The organism is Symbiopectobacterium purcellii (genome assembly GCF_019797845.1).
Classification (GTDB): Bacteria; Pseudomonadota; Gammaproteobacteria; order Enterobacterales; family Enterobacteriaceae; genus Symbiopectobacterium; species Symbiopectobacterium purcellii.
The window spans coordinates 4,538,155-4,554,895 of sequence record NZ_CP081864.1 but is presented as its reverse complement, the minus strand read 5'-3'; the positions used below and the strand labels follow the sequence as shown (position 1 = coordinate 4,554,895).

13 protein-coding genes, 1 tRNA gene, 3 rRNA genes and 1 pseudogene are annotated in these 16,741 nt (G+C 51.8%); 15 read left to right on the top strand and 3 right to left on the bottom strand.

The window, feature by feature from the left end:
• Window positions 1–70: 70 nt before the first annotated feature.
• The 7 genes and pseudogenes from dprA to K6K13_RS21125 form a co-directional block, all read left to right on the top strand.
• Window positions 71–858 (top strand): annotated as a pseudogene (gene dprA, locus K6K13_RS21150) (DNA-processing protein DprA); the annotation flags it as partial.
• Window positions 841–1,191, top strand: a complete 351-nt coding sequence (locus K6K13_RS23660) for a DprA-like winged helix domain-containing protein (protein WP_350338162.1) — start codon at window positions 841–843, stop codon at window positions 1,189–1,191. The pseudogene dprA and the gene K6K13_RS23660, both read left to right, overlap by 18 nt.
• Window positions 1,163–1,636 carry a DUF494 family protein gene (locus tag K6K13_RS21145; RefSeq protein WP_222158714.1) on the top strand — a complete coding sequence of 158 codons (474 nt, stop codon included), beginning with the start codon at window positions 1,163–1,165 and terminating at the stop codon, window positions 1,634–1,636. The genes K6K13_RS23660 and K6K13_RS21145 overlap by 29 nt, the downstream gene beginning before the upstream one ends.
• Window positions 1,637–1,657: 21 nt before the next feature.
• Entirely contained in the window at window positions 1,658–2,215 is a 558-nt protein-coding gene (locus K6K13_RS21140) for a DNA topoisomerase family protein (RefSeq protein ID WP_222158713.1), read from the top strand.
• On the top strand, window positions 2,208–2,774 hold the full coding sequence (gene tsaC / locus K6K13_RS21135; protein ID WP_222158712.1) for an L-threonylcarbamoyladenylate synthase type 1 TsaC: 567 nt from the start codon (window positions 2,208–2,210) through the stop codon (window positions 2,772–2,774). Before K6K13_RS21140 ends, tsaC begins: the two co-directional genes overlap by 8 nt.
• Before the next feature lie 15 nt (window positions 2,775–2,789).
• A complete protein-coding gene (gene aroE / locus K6K13_RS21130) occupies window positions 2,790–3,617 on the top strand; it encodes a shikimate dehydrogenase (protein ID WP_222158711.1) in 828 nt (275 codons plus the stop codon).
• On the top strand, window positions 3,614–3,871 hold the full coding sequence (locus K6K13_RS21125) for a DUF1488 family protein (RefSeq protein WP_222158710.1): 258 nt from the start codon (window positions 3,614–3,616) through the stop codon (window positions 3,869–3,871). Before aroE ends, K6K13_RS21125 begins: the two co-directional genes overlap by 4 nt.
• Here K6K13_RS21125 and K6K13_RS21120 read toward each other — a convergent pair.
• Window positions 3,856–4,344 carry a gamma carbonic anhydrase family protein gene (locus K6K13_RS21120; protein ID WP_222158709.1) on the bottom strand — a complete coding sequence of 163 codons (489 nt, stop codon included), beginning with the start codon at window positions 4,342–4,344 and terminating at the stop codon, window positions 3,856–3,858. The two genes, K6K13_RS21125 and K6K13_RS21120, sit on opposite strands and share 16 nt — an antisense overlap.
• Window positions 4,345–4,914: 570 nt before the next feature.
• Here K6K13_RS21120 and K6K13_RS21115 point away from each other — a divergent pair.
• From K6K13_RS21115 to rrf, 4 genes are all read left to right on the top strand, one after another.
• Window positions 4,915–6,456, top strand: a 16S ribosomal RNA gene (locus K6K13_RS21115).
• Between the two features lie 139 nt (window positions 6,457–6,595).
• Window positions 6,596–6,671, top strand: a tRNA-Glu gene (locus K6K13_RS21110).
• Between the two features lie 197 nt (window positions 6,672–6,868).
• Window positions 6,869–9,776, top strand: a 23S ribosomal RNA gene (locus tag K6K13_RS21105).
• Window positions 9,777–9,898: 122 nt separating this feature from the next.
• Window positions 9,899–10,014, top strand: a 5S ribosomal RNA gene (gene rrf / locus K6K13_RS21100).
• Together the 16S, 23S and 5S rRNA genes with 1 tRNA gene alongside form the textbook arrangement of a ribosomal RNA operon.
• A gap of 137 nt (window positions 10,015–10,151) precedes the next feature.
• Here the strand turns inward: rrf and mobB are convergent.
• Together mobB and mobA are read right to left on the bottom strand one after the other, a co-directional pair.
• Entirely contained in the window at window positions 10,152–10,673 is a 522-nt protein-coding gene (gene mobB, locus K6K13_RS21095) for a molybdopterin-guanine dinucleotide biosynthesis protein MobB (RefSeq protein ID WP_222158708.1), read from the bottom strand.
• Window positions 10,666–11,241 (bottom strand): molybdenum cofactor guanylyltransferase MobA, encoded by a 576-nt coding sequence (gene mobA / locus K6K13_RS21090; protein WP_222158707.1) that lies wholly within the window; start codon window positions 11,239–11,241, stop codon window positions 10,666–10,668. The genes mobB and mobA overlap by 8 nt, the downstream gene beginning before the upstream one ends.
• Before the next feature lie 330 nt (window positions 11,242–11,571).
• Here mobA and K6K13_RS21085 point away from each other — a divergent pair, with 330 nt between their 5' ends.
• From K6K13_RS21085 to polA, 4 genes are all read left to right on the top strand, one after another.
• Complete coding sequence (locus K6K13_RS21085; RefSeq protein ID WP_222158706.1) at window positions 11,572–11,841, top strand: YihD family protein; 270 nt, start codon at window positions 11,572–11,574, stop codon at window positions 11,839–11,841.
• A gap of 68 nt (window positions 11,842–11,909) precedes the next feature.
• Window positions 11,910–12,896 (top strand): serine/threonine protein kinase, encoded by a 987-nt coding sequence (locus K6K13_RS21080; RefSeq protein ID WP_222158705.1) that lies wholly within the window; start codon window positions 11,910–11,912, stop codon window positions 12,894–12,896.
• 23 nt (window positions 12,897–12,919) lie between these two features.
• Window positions 12,920–13,543, top strand: a complete 624-nt coding sequence (gene dsbA / locus K6K13_RS21075) for a thiol:disulfide interchange protein DsbA (protein WP_222161215.1) — start codon at window positions 12,920–12,922, stop codon at window positions 13,541–13,543.
• Between the two features lie 377 nt (window positions 13,544–13,920).
• The gene (polA, locus tag K6K13_RS21070) at window positions 13,921–16,707 is read left to right on the top strand and encodes a DNA polymerase I (RefSeq protein ID WP_222158704.1); all 2,787 of its coding nucleotides are present in this window, start codon (window positions 13,921–13,923) and stop codon (window positions 16,705–16,707) included.
• The last annotated feature ends 34 nt before the right edge of the window (window positions 16,708–16,741 follow it).

Genomic DNA, 16,741 nt, shown 5'->3' with positions numbered 1-16,741 from the left:
TATTCTAAACATTTCCGGTTCTGATTGACAGCATTTGCCCTGTAAAGCGCAATGGCACAAGGATGAACGCATGCAGGACGTGGAACTGTGGCTGCGGTTAATGAACGTGCGGCGCCTCAACGCGGTGAAAACGGTGCAATTGGCGGAGCAATTGCGTCTGCTGGCAGAGATAACTGCCGAGGCACTGTCTGCGCTGGCCTTGTCGGAAGAGCAGGTCGCGCAATTTCTCACACAGGATGAAAGGGAGTATGAAGCGGTATTACGCTGGCTGGATGAACCGGCTCACCATCTACTTACGTATGCAGATTCACGTTACCCCCCCTTATTGCGGCAGATCCCCGCTTCGCCTCGGGCACTGTTTGTGCGTGGTAACCCTCAGCTTCTCTGTGCCCCTCAACTTGCTATGGTCGGCAGCCGTCACCCTTCTGCGTATGGCGCGCAGTGGGGACACTATTTTGCGCAGGAACTGGCGTTGAATGGTTTTGTTATCACCAGCGGTTTAGCATTGGGGGTCGATGGCGTGGCGCATCAGGCGGCGCTGGATGCAGGAGGGAAAAGCGTGGCGGTGCTGGGCAACGGATTACAGCAGACGTATCCCCGTCGCCATCGTGCGCTGGCAGAACGGTTGGTGGAGCAAGGGGGAGCGCTTGTCTCTGAATTTCCCCTGAATGAGCCCCGAGGGCAATCAATTTTCCCCGGCGTAATCGCATTATCAGTGGGATAAGCCTCGGTGTACTGATTGTCGAGGCTTCCCTGCGTAGCGGTTCTTTAGTCACAGCGCGCTGTGCGTTGGAGCAGAATCGCGATCTCTTCGCGCTACCGGGCGCGCTGGATAACCCCATGACACAAGGTACGCACTGGCTAATCCAACAGGGAGCCTATCTGGTTACCTGCCCCAAAGACATCATTGAACAGATGGGCAGTGGGTTATCATGGCTACCCCTTGGTGAAAATGAAACTATTTCTGCTCAGGACGCCGATGTGGAATTGCCATTTGCCGACGTGTTGGCTAACGTAGGAGATGAGGTTACACCTGTTGATGTTGTCGCTGAACGTGCGGGCCAACCTGTGCCAGAGGTAGTAGGTAAGTTGCTGGATCTGGAGTTAGCAGGATGGATAGAAGCAGTACCCGGCGGCTATGTCCGATTGAGGAGGGCTGGCCATGTTCGACGTACTCATGTACTTGTTTGAAACTTACATCCACAACGAAACGGAACTACGCGTTGATCATGATGCGTTAACTGATGACCTCACGCGGGCGGGGTTCGATCGTGCTGATATCTATAGCGCATTGAACTGGCTGGAGCGCCTGGCGGATTTGCAGGAAGGCAAAGAAGTGCCTTTTGCTTTGGCAAACGATCCCCATGCACTGCGTATTTATACGCAGGAAGAGGAGCAGCGCTTCGACACCGAGTGCCGGGGCTTTTTGTTGTTCCTGGAGCAAATCAACGTGTTGAATCTTGAAACGCGTGAAATGGTGATCTATCGCGTGATGGCGCTGGATACCTTATCGTTCGATCTGGACGATCTTAAATGGGTGATCCTCATGGTGTTGTTCAATCTACCCGGATGTGAAAACGCCTACCAGCAAATGGAAGATCTGCTGTTTGAAGCAGATGAGGAGTATTTGCATTAAACCGATAAGTCAGCATAAACCATGGTAATCCCTGCGCTTATAGCAGATAAAAAGGCGGAGTGCTGCCCTGAGTGCGGCGCGCCGCTGGTGATTCGCTCCAGCCGCCGCGGCCCCTTTTTGGGCTGCTCTCGCTACCCGGAGTGCGAATTTGTTCGTCCGCTGAAAGCCAATGCGGATGGCCATATTGTGAAGGAGCTGTCTGGGCAACTCTGCCCACACTGTCAGGGGACGCTGGTGTTGCGGCAGGGGCGTTATGGCATGTTTATTGGCTGTAGCAACTACCCGGCGTGTGACCATACTGAGGTCATCGACCGGCCAGATGAAACCGCATTAACCTGTCCACAATGTGGCAAAGGCAAGCTGCTGCAACGTAAATCGCGCTTTGGCAAAGTGTTCCACGCCTGTGAGCGTTACCCGGAGTGCCAATTTGCGCTCAACCATAAACCGGTGGCGGGGACGTGCCCAACCTGCCACTATCCGCTCTTGTTCGAAAAGAAAACGGCGCAGGGCGTCAAACGTTTTTGCGCCAGTAAAGCCTGTGGAAAGCCGGTAACGGCAGAAGTTGATACCAATGAGTAATGTAGTGAAACAACCGGTTTCTGTCATTCAGGAACTGATAAAGCAGAATGTCATCGCCTATCCTACCGAAGCGGTTTTCGGCTTGGGGTGCGATCCTGACAGCGAAGCCGCCGTGATGCGACTGCTGGCCTTGAAACAACGGCCTGTCGAAAATGGGCTTATCCTGATCGCGGCTGATTATCAACAGCTCACCCCCTATATTGATGACAGCCAGCTCAGCGCTGAGCAAAAGGCAGTGATGTTTGCCTCCTGGCCCGGACCGGTAACGTGGGTGATGCCCGCCAGACCGAGTACACCACGCTGGTTGACCGGGCAATTCTCATCGTTGGCGGTGCGCGTCAGTGCGCATCCTCTTGTACGTGAACTCTGCCTGGCGTTTGGCAAGCCCATCGTGTCAACCAGCGCCAATCTGACCGGGTTGCCGCCGTGCCGTACGGCACAAGAGGTTATGACCCAGTTTGGTGAGACTTTTCCTGTTCTGCACGGAGAAACATCCGGGCGACAGAATCCGTCTGAAATTCGGGATGTCTTGACGGGCAACCTGATACGACAAGGTTAACAAGTGGAGATAACGGTGTCTGAAGTAACGTCATTCGCGGTTTTTGGTCATCCTATTGCGCACAGCAAATCGCCGCAGATACATGCGCTGTTTTCTGAGCAAACCGGGATCCCTTTGACGTATGAACGCCTGTTGGCACCGCTGGACAGTTTTGAACAAACGCTGCGTGATTTTTTTCACGCAGGGGCGTTGGGGGCGAATATCACCATGCCTTTCAAGGAGCGCGCCTATCAGGAAGTCGATGAGCTGAGCCAACGCGCCTCGTTAGCCGGCGCGGTCAATACCGTGAAGCGGCTCGAAGACGGCCGGCTGCTGGGGGATAATACCGACGGTATTGGGCTGCTGAGTGATTTGCAGCGTCTCGCGCTGGTGACGCCGCAGGATCGGGGGCTGTTGATCGGTGCGGGCGGTGCCAGCCGTGGCGTTATTCAGCCGCTATTGAGCCATGGCTGTTCGCTGGTGGTGACCAATCGGACGTTTGCCAAGGCAGAAGCGCTCGCGACACTGTTTCAGCCAGTGGGGCCGATTGACGCGTTGCCGCTGGATGGGCTGGAAGGCGAAAACTTCGATCTGATCATCAATGCCACCTCGTCAGGGATCGCTGGCGATATTCCCGATCTGCCTGCCTCATTGATCACGGCCTCTACGCGCTGTTATGACATGTTCTATCAGGCCAGCCTGACGCCGTTTTTGCGGTGGTGCCAGCAGCAGGGAGCATCACAGTTGGCGGATGGTTTTGGTATGTTGATCAATCAGGCAGCACATGCGTTTTTCCTCTGGCATGGCGTGATGCCAGAGACCACCCCGGTGATCGAACAGATGAAAAAAGCACTTAACGCATGAACCAGGCGATCCAGTTTCCCGACCGCGAAGCGTGGAGCGAAGAGGATCGTATGGTCTACTTCCCTGTGCTGATCGGCGGTTTTCAGCGTGAATGCCATATCAGTGCCGCACAGCTTCAGGCGCGTTTTGGTGGAACCGATGCGGATAGTTGGCTGGTGTTGTTCAGAGAGCACCGCTGGGATATCGAAGATCTTTTCGAAGCGCGGGTGCTCAATGAACAGGATGACAGTGAGGGTTATTACTCGCTGTCCTGAGCCAGGTAGTCGTTCTTCCAAGTGGCGTAGTTATTGGCGGAGTAGCGCAGCCCCTCGATCTCTTCGGCTGTCAGCGGACGGATTTGTTTCACTGGGCTGCCAAGATAGAGATAACCACTCTGCAAGCGCTTACCGGGCGGTACCAGACTGCCCGCACCAATCATTACGTCATCTTCTACGATAGCGCCATCAAGCAGGATCGATCCCATACCGACCAATACACGGTTGCCAATGGTGCAACCGTGTAGAATGGCCTTGTGGCCTACGGTGACCTCTTCACCAATGATCAACGGATTACCCTGTGGATTGCTCGCTGAGCGGTGGGTGACATGCAATACGCTGCCATCCTGAATATTGGTGCGTGCGCCGATATGGATTTCATGTACGTCGCCACGGATCGTGACTAATGGCCAGATGCTGACATCATCGCCAAGCGTCGTATTGCCGATCACAACGCTGGATCGATCGATCATCACGTTTTTCCCGACAGTAGGGAATGCATCCTTATTAAGGACGCAATGCGTGGGAGCCCATATTTACCTCTCAATACATTCGAAAAGAGTAACTTACCCTAATTATGGCCTTGCTGCTGCCAGAAGCAGCAAAGGTTGGTTGAAAATAGCGCGGGTTGAGCAGGATCTCAACGATGGGGGTAAAAAACGCGCGAACGGAAAAAAAGATCCAAAAAAGGGGTTGTGTAAATTATTGGGATCCCTATAATGCGCCTCCGTTGACACGACACGAAGCGATTCAAAGCGAGGTCAGCAAGAGAAAAACGATTCACTTTCAAATGAAAATAATCGTTGACTCTGAAAGAGGAAAGCGTAGTATACGCCACCTCGCGACAGCAGGCTGTAAGCCGCGTCGCAACGCTCTTTAACAATTAATCAGACAATCTGTGTGGGCACTCACAGGACTTTATCGTAAAGCCTACGGGCTTAAAAAAATAAAAGTCTTGAAGAGTGAACAAAAGTTAATTCATTACGAACTAACAGTAATAATTCTTTGAGCATCGCTTCTCTTGCAGAAGCAAATCAAACTTTAAATTGAAGAGTTTGATCATGGCTCAGATTGAACGCTGGCGGCAGGCCTAACACATGCAAGTCGAGCGGTAGCACAGGAGAGCTTGCTCTTTGGGTGACGAGCGGCGGACGGGTGAGTAATGTCTGGGAAACTGCCTGATGGAGGGGGATAACTACTGGAAACGGTAGCTAATACCGCATAACGTCGCAAGACCAAAGCGGGGGACCTTCGGGCCTCGCGCCATCAGATGTGCCCAGATGGGATTAGCTAGTAGGTGGGGTAATGGCTCACCTAGGCGACGATCCCTAGCTGGTCTGAGAGGATGACCAGCCACACTGGAACTGAGACACGGTCCAGACTCCTACGGGAGGCAGCAGTGGGGAATATTGCACAATGGGCGCAAGCCTGATGCAGCCATGCCGCGTGTGTGAAGAAGGCCTTCGGGTTGTAAAGCACTTTCAGCGAGGAGGAAGGCAGTAAGGTTAATAACCTTGCTTATTGACGTTACTCGCAGAAGAAGCACCGGCTAACTCCGTGCCAGCAGCCGCGGTAATACGGAGGGTGCAAGCGTTAATCGGAATGACTGGGCGTAAAGCGCACGCAGGCGGTTTGTTAAGTTGGATGTGAAATCCCCGGGCTTAACCTGGGAACTGCATTCAAAACTGGCAAGCTAGAGTCTCGTAGAGGGGGGTAGAATTCCAGGTGTAGCGGTGAAATGCGTAGAGATCTGGAGGAATACCGGTGGCGAAGGCGGCCCCCTGGACGAAGACTGACGCTCAGGTGCGAAAGCGTGGGGAGCAAACAGGATTAGATACCCTGGTAGTCCACGCTGTAAACGATGTCGATTTGGAGGTTGTGCCCTTGAGGCGTGGCTTCCGGAGCTAACGCGTTAAATCGACCGCCTGGGGAGTACGGCCGCAAGGTTAAAACTCAAATGAATTGACGGGGGCCCGCACAAGCGGTGGAGCATGTGGTTTAATTCGATGCAACGCGAAGAACCTTACCTACTCTTGACATCCAGAGAATTTAGCAGAGATGCTTTAGTGCCTTCGGGAACTCTGAGACAGGTGCTGCATGGCTGTCGTCAGCTCGTGTTGTGAAATGTTGGGTTAAGTCCCGCAACGAGCGCAACCCTTATCCTTTGTTGCCAGCGGTTCGGCCGGGAACTCAAAGGAGACTGCCAGTGATAAACTGGAGGAAGGTGGGGATGACGTCAAGTCATCATGGCCCTTACGAGTAGGGCTACACACGTGCTACAATGGCGTATACAAAGAGAAGCGACCTCGCGAGAGCAAGCGGACCTCATAAAGTACGTCGTAGTCCGGATTGGAGTCTGCAACTCGACTCCATGAAGTCGGAATCGCTAGTAATCGTAGATCAGAATGCTACGGTGAATACGTTCCCGGGCCTTGTACACACCGCCCGTCACACCATGGGAGTGGGTTGCAAAAGAAGTAGGTAGCTTAACCTTCGGGAGGGCGCTTACCACTTTGTGATTCATGACTGGGGTGAAGTCGTAACAAGGTAACCGTAGGGGAACCTGCGGTTGGATCACCTCCTTACCTAATGATACTGATTCTGTGAAGTGTTCACACAGATTGTCTGATGAAAATGCTGAGCAAAAAGCACCTGTTGATGAATGAGTCTCTGACTCATGCTGATACGAACCGATTAGAGCTGTTGTGTTAATCGGGTTTTCGTGTCCCCATCGTCTAGAGGCCTAGGACACTGCCCTTTCACGGCTGTAACAGGGGTTCGAATCCCCTTGGGGACGCCATACCGATAATGAGTGAAAGACATTATCACCGGTTCTGCGGAACCGACAATAACGTAAAGATGACTTACGAGTCGTGTTTACGATATTTGCTCTTTAACAATCTGGAACAAGCTGAAAATTGAAACGAGCAATAGTGGCTCACTACTACTATTGTGATTCTCTCAAGCTTTCACACCTGAAACATTTTCGGGTTGTGAGGTTAAGTGAATAAGCGTACACGGTGGATGCCTAGGCAGTCAGAGGCGATGAAGGGCGTGCTAATCTGCGAAAAGCGTCGGTAAGCTGATATGAAGCGTTACAACCGACGATACCCGAATGGGGAAACCCAGTGCAATTCGTTGCACTATCATGTCATGAATACATAGTGGCATGAGGCGAACCGGGGGAACTGAAACATCTCAGTACCCCGAGGAAAAGAAATCAACCGAGATTCCCCCAGTAGCGGCGAGCGAACGGGGAAAAGCCCAGAGTCTGAATCAGCTTGTGTGTCAGTGGAAGCGTCTGGAAAGTCGCACAGTAAAGGGTGATAGTCCCGTACACGAAGATGCACAGGTTGTGAGCTCGATGAGTAGGGCGGGACACGTGACATCCTGTCTGAATATGGGGGGACCATCCTCCAAGGCTAAATACTCCTGACTGACCGATAGTGAACCAGTACCGTGAGGGAAAGGCGAAAAGAACCCCGGCGAGGGGAGTGAAATAGAACCTGAAACCGTGTACGTACAAGCAGTGGGAGCACTCTTTATGGGTGTGACTGCGTACCTTTTGTATAATGGGTCAGCGACTTATATTCTGTAGCAAGGTTAACCGTATAGGGGAGCCGCAGGGAAACCGAGTCTTAACTGGGCGTTAAGTTGCAGGGTATAGACCCGAAACCCGGTGATCTAGCCATGGGCAGGTTGAAGGTTGGGTAACACTAACTGGAGGACCGAACCGACTAATGTTGAAAAATTAGCGGATGACTTGTGGCTGGGGGTGAAAGGCCAATCAAACCGGGAGATAGCTGGTTCTCCCCGAAAGCTATTTAGGTAGCGCCTCGTGAATTCATCTTCGGGGGTAGAGCACTGTTTCGGCTAGGGGGTCATCCCGACTTACCAACCCGATGCAAACTACGAATACCGAAGAATGTTATCACGGGAGACACACGGCGGGTGCTAACGTTCGTCGTGAAGAGGGAAACAACCCAGACCGCCAGCTAAGGTCCCAAAGTCATGGTTAAGTGGGAAACGATGTGGGAAGGCATAGACAGCCAGGATGTTGGCTTAGAAGCAGCCATCATTTAAAGAAAGCGTAATAGCTCACTGGTCGAGTCGGCCTGCGCGGAAGATGTAACGGGGCTAAACCATGCACCGAAGCTGCGGCAGCGACACTTAGGCGTTGTTGGGTAGGGGAGCGTTCTGTAAGCCGTTGAAGGTGAACTGTGAGGTTTGCTGGAGGTATCAGAAGTGCGAATGCTGACATAAGTAACGATAAAGCGGGTGAAAAGCCCGCTCGCCGGAAGACCAAGGGTTCCTGTCCAACGTTAATCGGGGCAGGGTGAGTCGACCCCTAAGGCGAGGCCGAAAGGCGTAGTCGATGGGAAACAGGTTAATATTCCTGTACTTGGTGTTACTGCGAAGGGGGGACGGAGAAGGCTATGTCATCCGGGCGACGGTTGTCCCGGTTTAAGCGTGTAGGTGGGTGACTTTGATAAATCCGGGTCACTGTTAACACTGAGGCGTGATGACGAGGTACTACGGTACTGAAGTGACAGATGCCCAGCTTCCAGGAAAAGCCTCTAAGCATCAGGTAACATTGAATCGTACCCCAAACCGACACAGGTGGTCAGGTAGAGAATACCAAGGCGCTTGAGAGAACTCGGGTGAAGGAACTAGGCAAAATGGTGCCGTAACTTCGGGAGAAGGCACGCTGTGCGAGGTGTAGGGATTTACTCCTGAAGCTTTGCGCAGTCGCAGATACCAGCTGGCTGCAACTGTTTAATAAAAACACAGCACTGTGCAAACACGAAAGTGGACGTATACGGTGTGACGCCTGCCCGGTGCTGGAAGGTTAATTGATGGGGTTATCCGCAAGGAGAAGCTCTTGATCGAAGCCCCAGTAAACGGCGGCCGTAACTATAACGGTCCTAAGGTAGCGAAATTCCTTGTCGGGTAAGTTCCGACCTGCACGAATGGCGTAATGATGGCCAGGCTGTCTCCACCCGAGACTCAGTGAAATTGAACTCGCTGTGAAGATGCAGTGTACCCGCGGCAAGACGGAAAGACCCCGTGAACCTTTACTATAGCTTGACACTGAACCTTGAGCCTTGATGTGTAGGATAGGTGGGAGGCTTTGAAGTGTGGACGCCAGTCTGCATGGAGCCAACCTTGAAATACCACCCTTTAATGTTTGATGTTCTAACCTGGGCCCATGATCTGGGCTGGGGACAGTGTCTGGTGGGTAGTTTGACTGGGGCGGTCTCCTCCCAAAGAGTAACGGAGGAGCACGAAGGTTAGCTAATCCTGGTCGGACATCAGGAGGTTAGTGCAAAGGCATAAGCTAGCTTGACTGCGAGAGTGACGGCTCGAGCAGGTACGAAAGTAGGTCTTAGTGATCCGGTGGTTCTGAATGGAAGGGCCATCGCTCAACGGATAAAAGGTACTCCGGGGATAACAGGCTGATACCGCCCAAGAGTTCATATCGACGGCGGTGTTTGGCACCTCGATGTCGGCTCATCACATCCTGGGGCTGAAGTAGGTCCCAAGGGTATGGCTGTTCGCCATTTAAAGTGGTACGCGAGCTGGGTTTAGAACGTCGTGAGACAGTTCGGTCCCTATCTGCCGTGGGCGTTGGAGAATTGAGGGGGGTTGCTCCTAGTACGAGAGGACCGGAGTGAACGCACCACTGGTGTTCGGGTTGTCATGCCAATGGCATTGCCCGGTAGCTACGTGCGGAAGAGATAAGTGCTGAAAGCATCTAAGCACGAAACTTGCCCCGAGATGAGTTCTCCCTTGTCCCTAGAGGACGCTAAAAGGCCGTTGAAGACGACGACGTAGATAGGCTGGGTGTGTAAGTGCAGCGATGCATTGAGCTAACCAGTACTAATGACCTGTGAGGCTTAACCTTACAACGCCGAAGATGTTTTGGTGGTTGTGAGTGGTGATGAAGAGAATCGTTACTCGTAATTCAGCTTGTTGACAGATTGGTCTTGCTGGCTCGAAAGGACGGGTGAGATGAAACAGAATATGCCTGGCGGCGATAGCGCGGTGGTCCCACCTGACCCCATGCCGAACTCAGAAGTGAAACGCCGTAGCGCCGATGGTAGTGTGGGGCTTCCCCATGTGAGAGTAGGGAACTGCCAGGTTTTTATATCGATTATCAGACGATGTCTGATGATAAAAAGTAGCGAAAGGGCTGTCCGAAAGGACAGCCCTTTTTGCTGTGCGTAATGTTTGGCGCCATAGGGTTTTATATCATCAGGAGTAGGGTAATACGGGCGTTTTACCCGCGGACCCAGCCTTCAATGAAGTCGGCAACCTGGTTAGGATCGTTTATATCCAGCCAGGGTAAGGACAGTTGTCGATCTGCATCATCATCACTGGCAATCGCAACCGCATAGCTATCCAACAAATCGTGCGCGTTCTTGCTCAACCCTCTGCGTGAGAGAACGATCTTCGGCACCTTTTCGTGTCGAAATCCTTCAACCAGCACTACATCCAGCGTATCCACATCCATTTTGCTCACCATCTCATAGAGATTCACCTCTTCGGCCTTCGCTGTTTCCGTCATCAACGCCCAGCGTTGGTTACTGGCAACAAGCGTCTGCTCGGCCCCCGCCTTACGCAGCTCATAACTGTCTTTACCGGGTTTATCGATATCCATATCATGGTGAGTATGCTTTATCACACCAATGCGTAGCCCTTTCTTTTTAAGAAGCGGGATCACGTGGGTGAGTAAGGTGGTTTTCCCGGTACCGCTATACGCGCTAACGGCAAGCAGGCGTGGGTGATGCCGCTCAGTCATGGTTGGCCTCTTGCCAATTGGAGAGATCGTCTGGGGTGTTCAGGTTTTGGAATGCCAAAGGGCAGTCCGCGAAAAGTACCGGAGTCGCCTCGATTTCTGCCAGAAAAAGCATCAGCTTACGATCGCCACGTTCAAGGTAGGTTTCAAGCATTGGCATCAGGGAACGGTGGATAAGCAACAAGGTTGGATGCTCTCGCTGGCCATCGTTTACGTAGGCGGCCTGCCCTTGCTGTTTGCCGTGCCACAGTCTCGCTACCAGATCGGTGGGTAAATTCGGTACATCACAGGGCGCGAAAACGGCCCATTCTGTCTCAATGGTTTTCAGGCTGGATAATATGCCGGCCAAGGGGCCTGAAAAGCCATTCGGTAAATCGCTAAAAACGGTGCAGCCACTTTCCTGATAAACCGCCTGGTTACGATTGGCATTGATGTACACGCGGTCTACTTGAGGTTTTAGGCGGGATAGAACGTGCTGATAGAGCGGTATGTCGCGCAGCAGTAATAGTCCTTTATCCTGCCCGCCCATTCGGCTGGCCTGGCCACCAGCCAGAATGATGCCTGTGATCATGTGATCCCTCGTTGTCGCGCCGCAGAGGCTCTATTCTGGGCAAAATAATTCCTGACGCCAAGCGCTTTCCACCCGAGATTAAGGCTGTTAAGGTGATATCAACGTTTATACCCGTCATACTTCAAGCTGCAGGTACGTTGGCCGCGTTCTCTCACCCGAATCACTTACCGGAATAAGCTCATCGGGATTCGTTCGCTTGCCGCGTTACGAGACGCATAAAGGCGTCTCGCCCTCAAGGGCCAGCGCAAGCGCTGTTCAAAACGTAAACGTTTTGTCCTGCAACTCGAATTATTTAGGGTATGCATATATACAGTATAAGAGGATTAAATCATGAAATGTCATCGCGTTAACGAGTTGGTCGAATTACTGCATCCTGCCTGGCAAAAAGATCCGGACCTGAATCTGGTCCAATTTTTACAAAAACTTGCACAGGAGGCGGGGTTCCAGGGGCAGCTAAGTGAGCTGACAGATGATATCCTGATCTACCATTTGAAAATGCGTGACTCGGATAAAGAGCAGGTCATTCCTGGCTTGAAAAAGGACTATGAGGAAGATTTCAAAACAGCACTGCTGCGTGCTCGGGGTGTTATCAAGGACTGATGCCTTTATCAATAGGCACTGCTTTTCCGCGCTTATTTTGATTCCTATTGCGAGTAATGATGACGGCTATGCAAAGTTCAGTGTTTAATTTTCAGACGTTGTTTCCCTCGCTGATCCTCGATGCGCTTTTCGCGGTAGGTATTCGGGTTGATTCCGGTTTGACGGCGCTCAACAGCTATGAAAACCGGGTTTATCAATTTATGGATGAAGACCGGCACCGTTTTGTCGTTAAATTCTACCGTCCTGAGCGGTGGACGCAGGCGCAGATTCAGGAAGAACACGATTTCGCCCTCGCATTGGTTGATGATGAAGTGACGGTCGTTGCACCTTTGAAACTCAATGGTCAAACCCTGCATTGTTATGAGGGCTTTTATTTTGCCGTTTTCCCAAGCGTAGGGGGGCGGCAATATGAAATGGATAATGACGATCAGTTGGAAGGTGTTGGCCGTTTTCTGGGGCGTTGGCATCAGACGGGGCAAAAAGCGCTTTTTCTTGCTCGTCCTACCATCGGGGTTGAGGAATATCTCGACAAGCCTTATCAGTTATTGACGCAAACGCAACGTATTCCTGCCGTGTGCCGAGATTCCTTTTTGCTGTCCACCCAGCAACTTATCGAAATGGTAAAACGCTATTGGACATTGGATGCTTCCTTTCTCCGATTGCATGGCGATTGCCACCCCGGAAATATTCTCTGGCGCGACGGCCCCCTATTTGTCGATTTAGATGATGCCCGCAATGGACCCGCAGTGCAGGATTTGTGGATGTTGCTTCATGGCGAGCGTCAGGAACAGAGAATTCAGCTCGATATTCTGCTGGAAGCCTATAGTGAGTTTATGACGTTTCAGGAGAAAGAGCTGGCGTTAATTGAGCCGCTACGTGCGATGCGAATGGTGCATTATTTAGCGTGGATTATTCGCCGTTGGGAAGATCCGGCATTTCCCCCGAGCTTTCCCTGGATAAAAGATGATGATTTCTGGTTCAGGCAAACAGCAATATTTACTGAACAGGTTAAGCTGTTACAGGAGCCTCCTTTACAGCTATTGTCCATGTACTGATGTTTAACGGAGAGACGTGTTATATGAAGAGTGTATTTGCGGCATTATTGGGCCTCATGCTGGCTTTCGGTGCATCAGCGGCAGATTTTTCTGATGGCAAACAGTACGTTGAAGTGAATAAACCGGTACCTCAATTACCTCAAGTGCTGGAGTTTTTCTCTTTCTATTGCCCGCATTGCTATCAGTTTGCTGAGGTTTACCATATTCCTGAAGCTGTCAGTAAGGTGCTGCCAGCGGATACTAAAATTACGCGTTACCACGTCGATTTCCTCGGTCCTTTGGGCAAAGAGCTGACGCAAGCCTGGGCGGTTGCTATCGCTTTGGGGGTAGAAGATAAAGTCACCCCGTTAATGTTTGATGCGGTGCAAAAAAGCCAAACGCTGAAAACCACAGATGATATTCGTAAGGTGTTTGTGGCGGCGGGTGTTAAAGCTGAAGATTATGACGCTGCATTGAATAGCTTCGTGGTTAAGTCGCTGGTTGCTCAGCAAGAAAAAGCAGCTGCTGATTTGCAATTGCGCGGTGTGCCAGCCATGTTGGTTAATGGCAAATATATGGTGAAAAGCGATGGTTTGGATACCAGCTCGATGGATGCATATGTGAAGCAATATGCTGAAGTTGTGAAATTCCTCATCGAGAAAAAATAGCGCTTGTCGTATAACTGCGCCTGATAATCGGCGCAGTTATACCCCATATATATCCTTTATCCTCTACGACACTTTCGCCCCAGCGACGTTTAATTAGCGTTTAACTAATATCTATCCACAAAAAAGATGTTTTTTGTATTACGGGTATTCACCGGGAACCTTTTTTTATCTTGCTGAAAAAAATCCATAATATGTGAATCACTTTTTGATATGACATCAGCATCATTCTCATTTTCTCTTTCTATGCACAAAGTTATCCACAAGGCTTTTGCTTTGCATGTGGCAGATTTGCGGTTTTCTATGCGTTAACGTTCGTCTCTTGCTGTGAGCTATGGCATGCTTAGCGCCATGATGGACGACATAGGTCATGACAGAACATGGTGCAGATTCCGCAAAACCCGTTAATTTTGGTCGATGGCTCGTCGTATTTATACCGTGCCTACCACGCATTCCCTCCTTTGACAAACAACGCCGGTGAGCCGACAGGTGCCATGTATGGCGTGCTGAATATGCTGCGCAGCCTGCTGCTTCAGTTCTCTCCCAGCCACGTCGCTGTGGTCTTTGATGCCAAAGGAAAAACGTTCCGCGACGAACTGTTCGAAAACTACAAGGCGCATCGCCCACCGATGCCGGACGATCTGCGCGCGCAGATTGAGCCGTTGCACGCTATGGTGCGTGCCATGGGCCTGCCTTTGTTGGCCGTAAGCGGTGTGGAAGCGGATGACGTGATCGGTACGCTGGCGCGTCAGGCAGAAAGCGCAGGTACGCCAGTACTGATCAACACCGGTGATAAAGACATGGCGCAACTGGTGTCACCAACGATCACGCTTATCAACACCATGAACAATACAGTGCTTGGGCCGCAAGAAGTCTGCGACAAATACGGTATTCCGCCGGAGCTGATTATCGATTTTCTGGCCCTGATGGGGGATGCATCGGATAACATTCCGGGCGTACCTGGCGTGGGTGAAAAAACGGCACAGGCGTTACTTCAGGGGCTGGGGGGATTAGATACCCTGTACGGTAATCTGGATAAGATTGCCACGCTGTCGTTTCGCGGCGCAAAGACCATGGCGCAAAAGCTGGAACAGCATAAAGAAGCGGCGTATCTCTCTTATCAACTGGCGACCATTAAAACTGACGTCGAGTTGGAGCAGACCTGCACCGAACTGACGGTGAATGAACCGGATGTGGATGCACTGCACGGGCTGTTTAAGCGTTATGATTTCAAACGCTGGATCGCCGATGTGGAAAGCGGCACCTGGATGCAAGGTCGCAAGGGGCACTCTGCGGTTTCGCAGTCAGCTCCGGCGCTACAAGCGCAGCCCCCAGAGCAAGCAACCGTTGCCTTGAGCCGCGAAGGCTATGTCACTATTCAGGATGAAGAGACCCTACTGTCATGGATTACCCGTATCCAAAAGGCAGGGGCGTTTGCGTTTGATACCGAAACGGACGGCTTGGATACGCTGAGCGCCAACCTGATTGGTATGTCATTCGCGGTGACGCCGGGGGAAGCGGCATATCTGCCACTGGCGCATGATTATCTGGATGCGCCAGATCAAATCGACAGAGCTCGCGCTTTGGAATTGCTAAAACCCCTGCTGGAAGACAGCGCGCTGCGCAAAATAGGGCAGAACCTGAAGTTCGATCAGGGCGTGATGAAGCGCTATGACATTGAGCTACGTGGTATCGCCTATGACACCATGGTGGAGTCTTACGTGTTAAACAGCGTGGCGGGTCGTCATGACATGGACAGCCTTGCCGACCGCTATCTGCAACATAAAACCATTTCGTTTGAAGAGATTGCGGGTAAGGGTAAGAACCAACTTACCTTTAATCAGATTCCTGTCGAACAGGCCAGTACCTATGCCGCAGAAGATGCGGATGTCACTTTGCATTTGCATCAAACCCTGTGGGAAAAGCTGCAACAGCATGGGGAGCTGGTGACGGTGTTCCGTGATATCGATATGCCGTTGGTACCGGTGCTGTCTCGTATTGAACGCCAGGGCGTGTTGATTGATGCTGGCATTTTGGCGCAACATTCTCAGGAATTGACGGCGCGCCTGGCCGAGCTTGAAACTGAAGTGCATGAAATGGCCGGTGAGGCGTTTAATCTTGCTTCCACCAAGCAGCTGCAGGGGATCTTGTACGATAAGCTGAAGCTGCCGGTGTTAAAGAAAACGCCGAAAGGTGCCCCTTCTACTAATGAAGAAGTATTGGAAGAGTTGGCACATGACTATCCGCTGCCCAAACGCATTCTGGAATATCGTGGGCTGGCGAAACTGAAATCGACGTACACCGATAAGCTGCCGCTGATGATCAATCCGCTGACCCAGCGGGTGCACACGTCATACCATCAAGCGGTCACGGCAACGGGGCGTCTTTCCTCCAGCGATCCCAATCTGCAAAACATCCCGGTACGCAACGATGAAGGGCGACGTATCCGTCAGGCGTTTATTGCGCCAGAAGGCTACCGCATTGTGGCGGCGGACTACTCGCAGATCGAACTGCGTATTATGGCGCACCTTTCCGGTGATGCCGGGTTGCTCAACGCGTTTGCCGAAGGGCTGGATATTCACCGTGCCACCGCCGCAGAAGTTTTTGGCTTGCCGCTGGAAAACGTTACGGGAGAGCAGCGCCGCAGTGCGAAAGCCATCAACTTTGGTTTGATTTATGGCATGAGTGCCTTCGGCCTGTCGCGCCAGTTGGGTATCCCGCGCGCCGAGTCGCAGCGCTATATGAACCTCTATTTCGAGCGCTATCCTGGCGTGCAGGACTACATGGAAAGAACCCGTCAGGAAGCCGCCGAGAAAGGGTACGTGCAGACGCTGGATGGACGCCGCCTCTATTTGCCGGATATCCACTCACGCAATGCGATGAGCCGCAAGGCGGCGGAACGTGCAGCCATTAACGCCCCGATGCAGGGCACGGCCGCTGATATCATCAAGAAGGCGATGATTGCCATCGATAGTTGGCTACAGCAAGAGCAGCCGCAGGTGAATATGATCATGCAGGTACACGATGAATTGGTGTTTGAAGTACATGCGTCGGTGCTGGATGCGGCAAAACAAAAGATCGTTACCCTGATGGAAGGTTGTATGTCACTAAATATTCCGTTACGTGTGGATGTAGGCGAAGGTAAAAACTGGGATGAGGCGCATTAATATACAGAAAAACAGGATGTTGCAACTGAACGTT

Bases quoted from the DNA above. Each gene is read 5' to 3' on its own strand.
- K6K13_RS21145 (WP_222158714.1), top strand. From the start codon at position 1,163: ATGTTCGACGTACTCATGTACTTGTTTGAAACTTACATCCACAACGAA.
- mobB (WP_222158708.1), bottom strand. From the start codon at position 10,673: ATGACTGAGCGGCATCACCCACGCCTGCTTGCCGTTAGCGCGTATAGC.
- dsbA (WP_222161215.1), top strand. From the start codon at position 12,920: ATGAAGAGTGTATTTGCGGCATTATTGGGCCTCATGCTGGCTTTCGGT.
- tsaC (WP_222158712.1), top strand. From the start codon at position 2,208: ATGAGTAATGTAGTGAAACAACCGGTTTCTGTCATTCAGGAACTGATA.
- polA (WP_222158704.1), top strand. From the start codon at position 13,921: ATGGTGCAGATTCCGCAAAACCCGTTAATTTTGGTCGATGGCTCGTCG.
- K6K13_RS21085 (WP_222158706.1), top strand. From the start codon at position 11,572: ATGAAATGTCATCGCGTTAACGAGTTGGTCGAATTACTGCATCCTGCC.
- K6K13_RS21125 (WP_222158710.1), top strand. From the start codon at position 3,614: ATGAACCAGGCGATCCAGTTTCCCGACCGCGAAGCGTGGAGCGAAGAG.
- K6K13_RS21120 (WP_222158709.1), bottom strand. From the start codon at position 4,344: ATGATCGATCGATCCAGCGTTGTGATCGGCAATACGACGCTTGGCGAT.
- mobA (WP_222158707.1), bottom strand. From the start codon at position 11,241: ATGATCACAGGCATCATTCTGGCTGGTGGCCAGGCCAGCCGAATGGGC.
- K6K13_RS23660 (WP_350338162.1), top strand. From the start codon at position 841: ATGACACAAGGTACGCACTGGCTAATCCAACAGGGAGCCTATCTGGTT.
- K6K13_RS21140 (WP_222158713.1), top strand. From the start codon at position 1,658: ATGGTAATCCCTGCGCTTATAGCAGATAAAAAGGCGGAGTGCTGCCCT.
- K6K13_RS21080 (WP_222158705.1), top strand. From the start codon at position 11,910: ATGCAAAGTTCAGTGTTTAATTTTCAGACGTTGTTTCCCTCGCTGATC.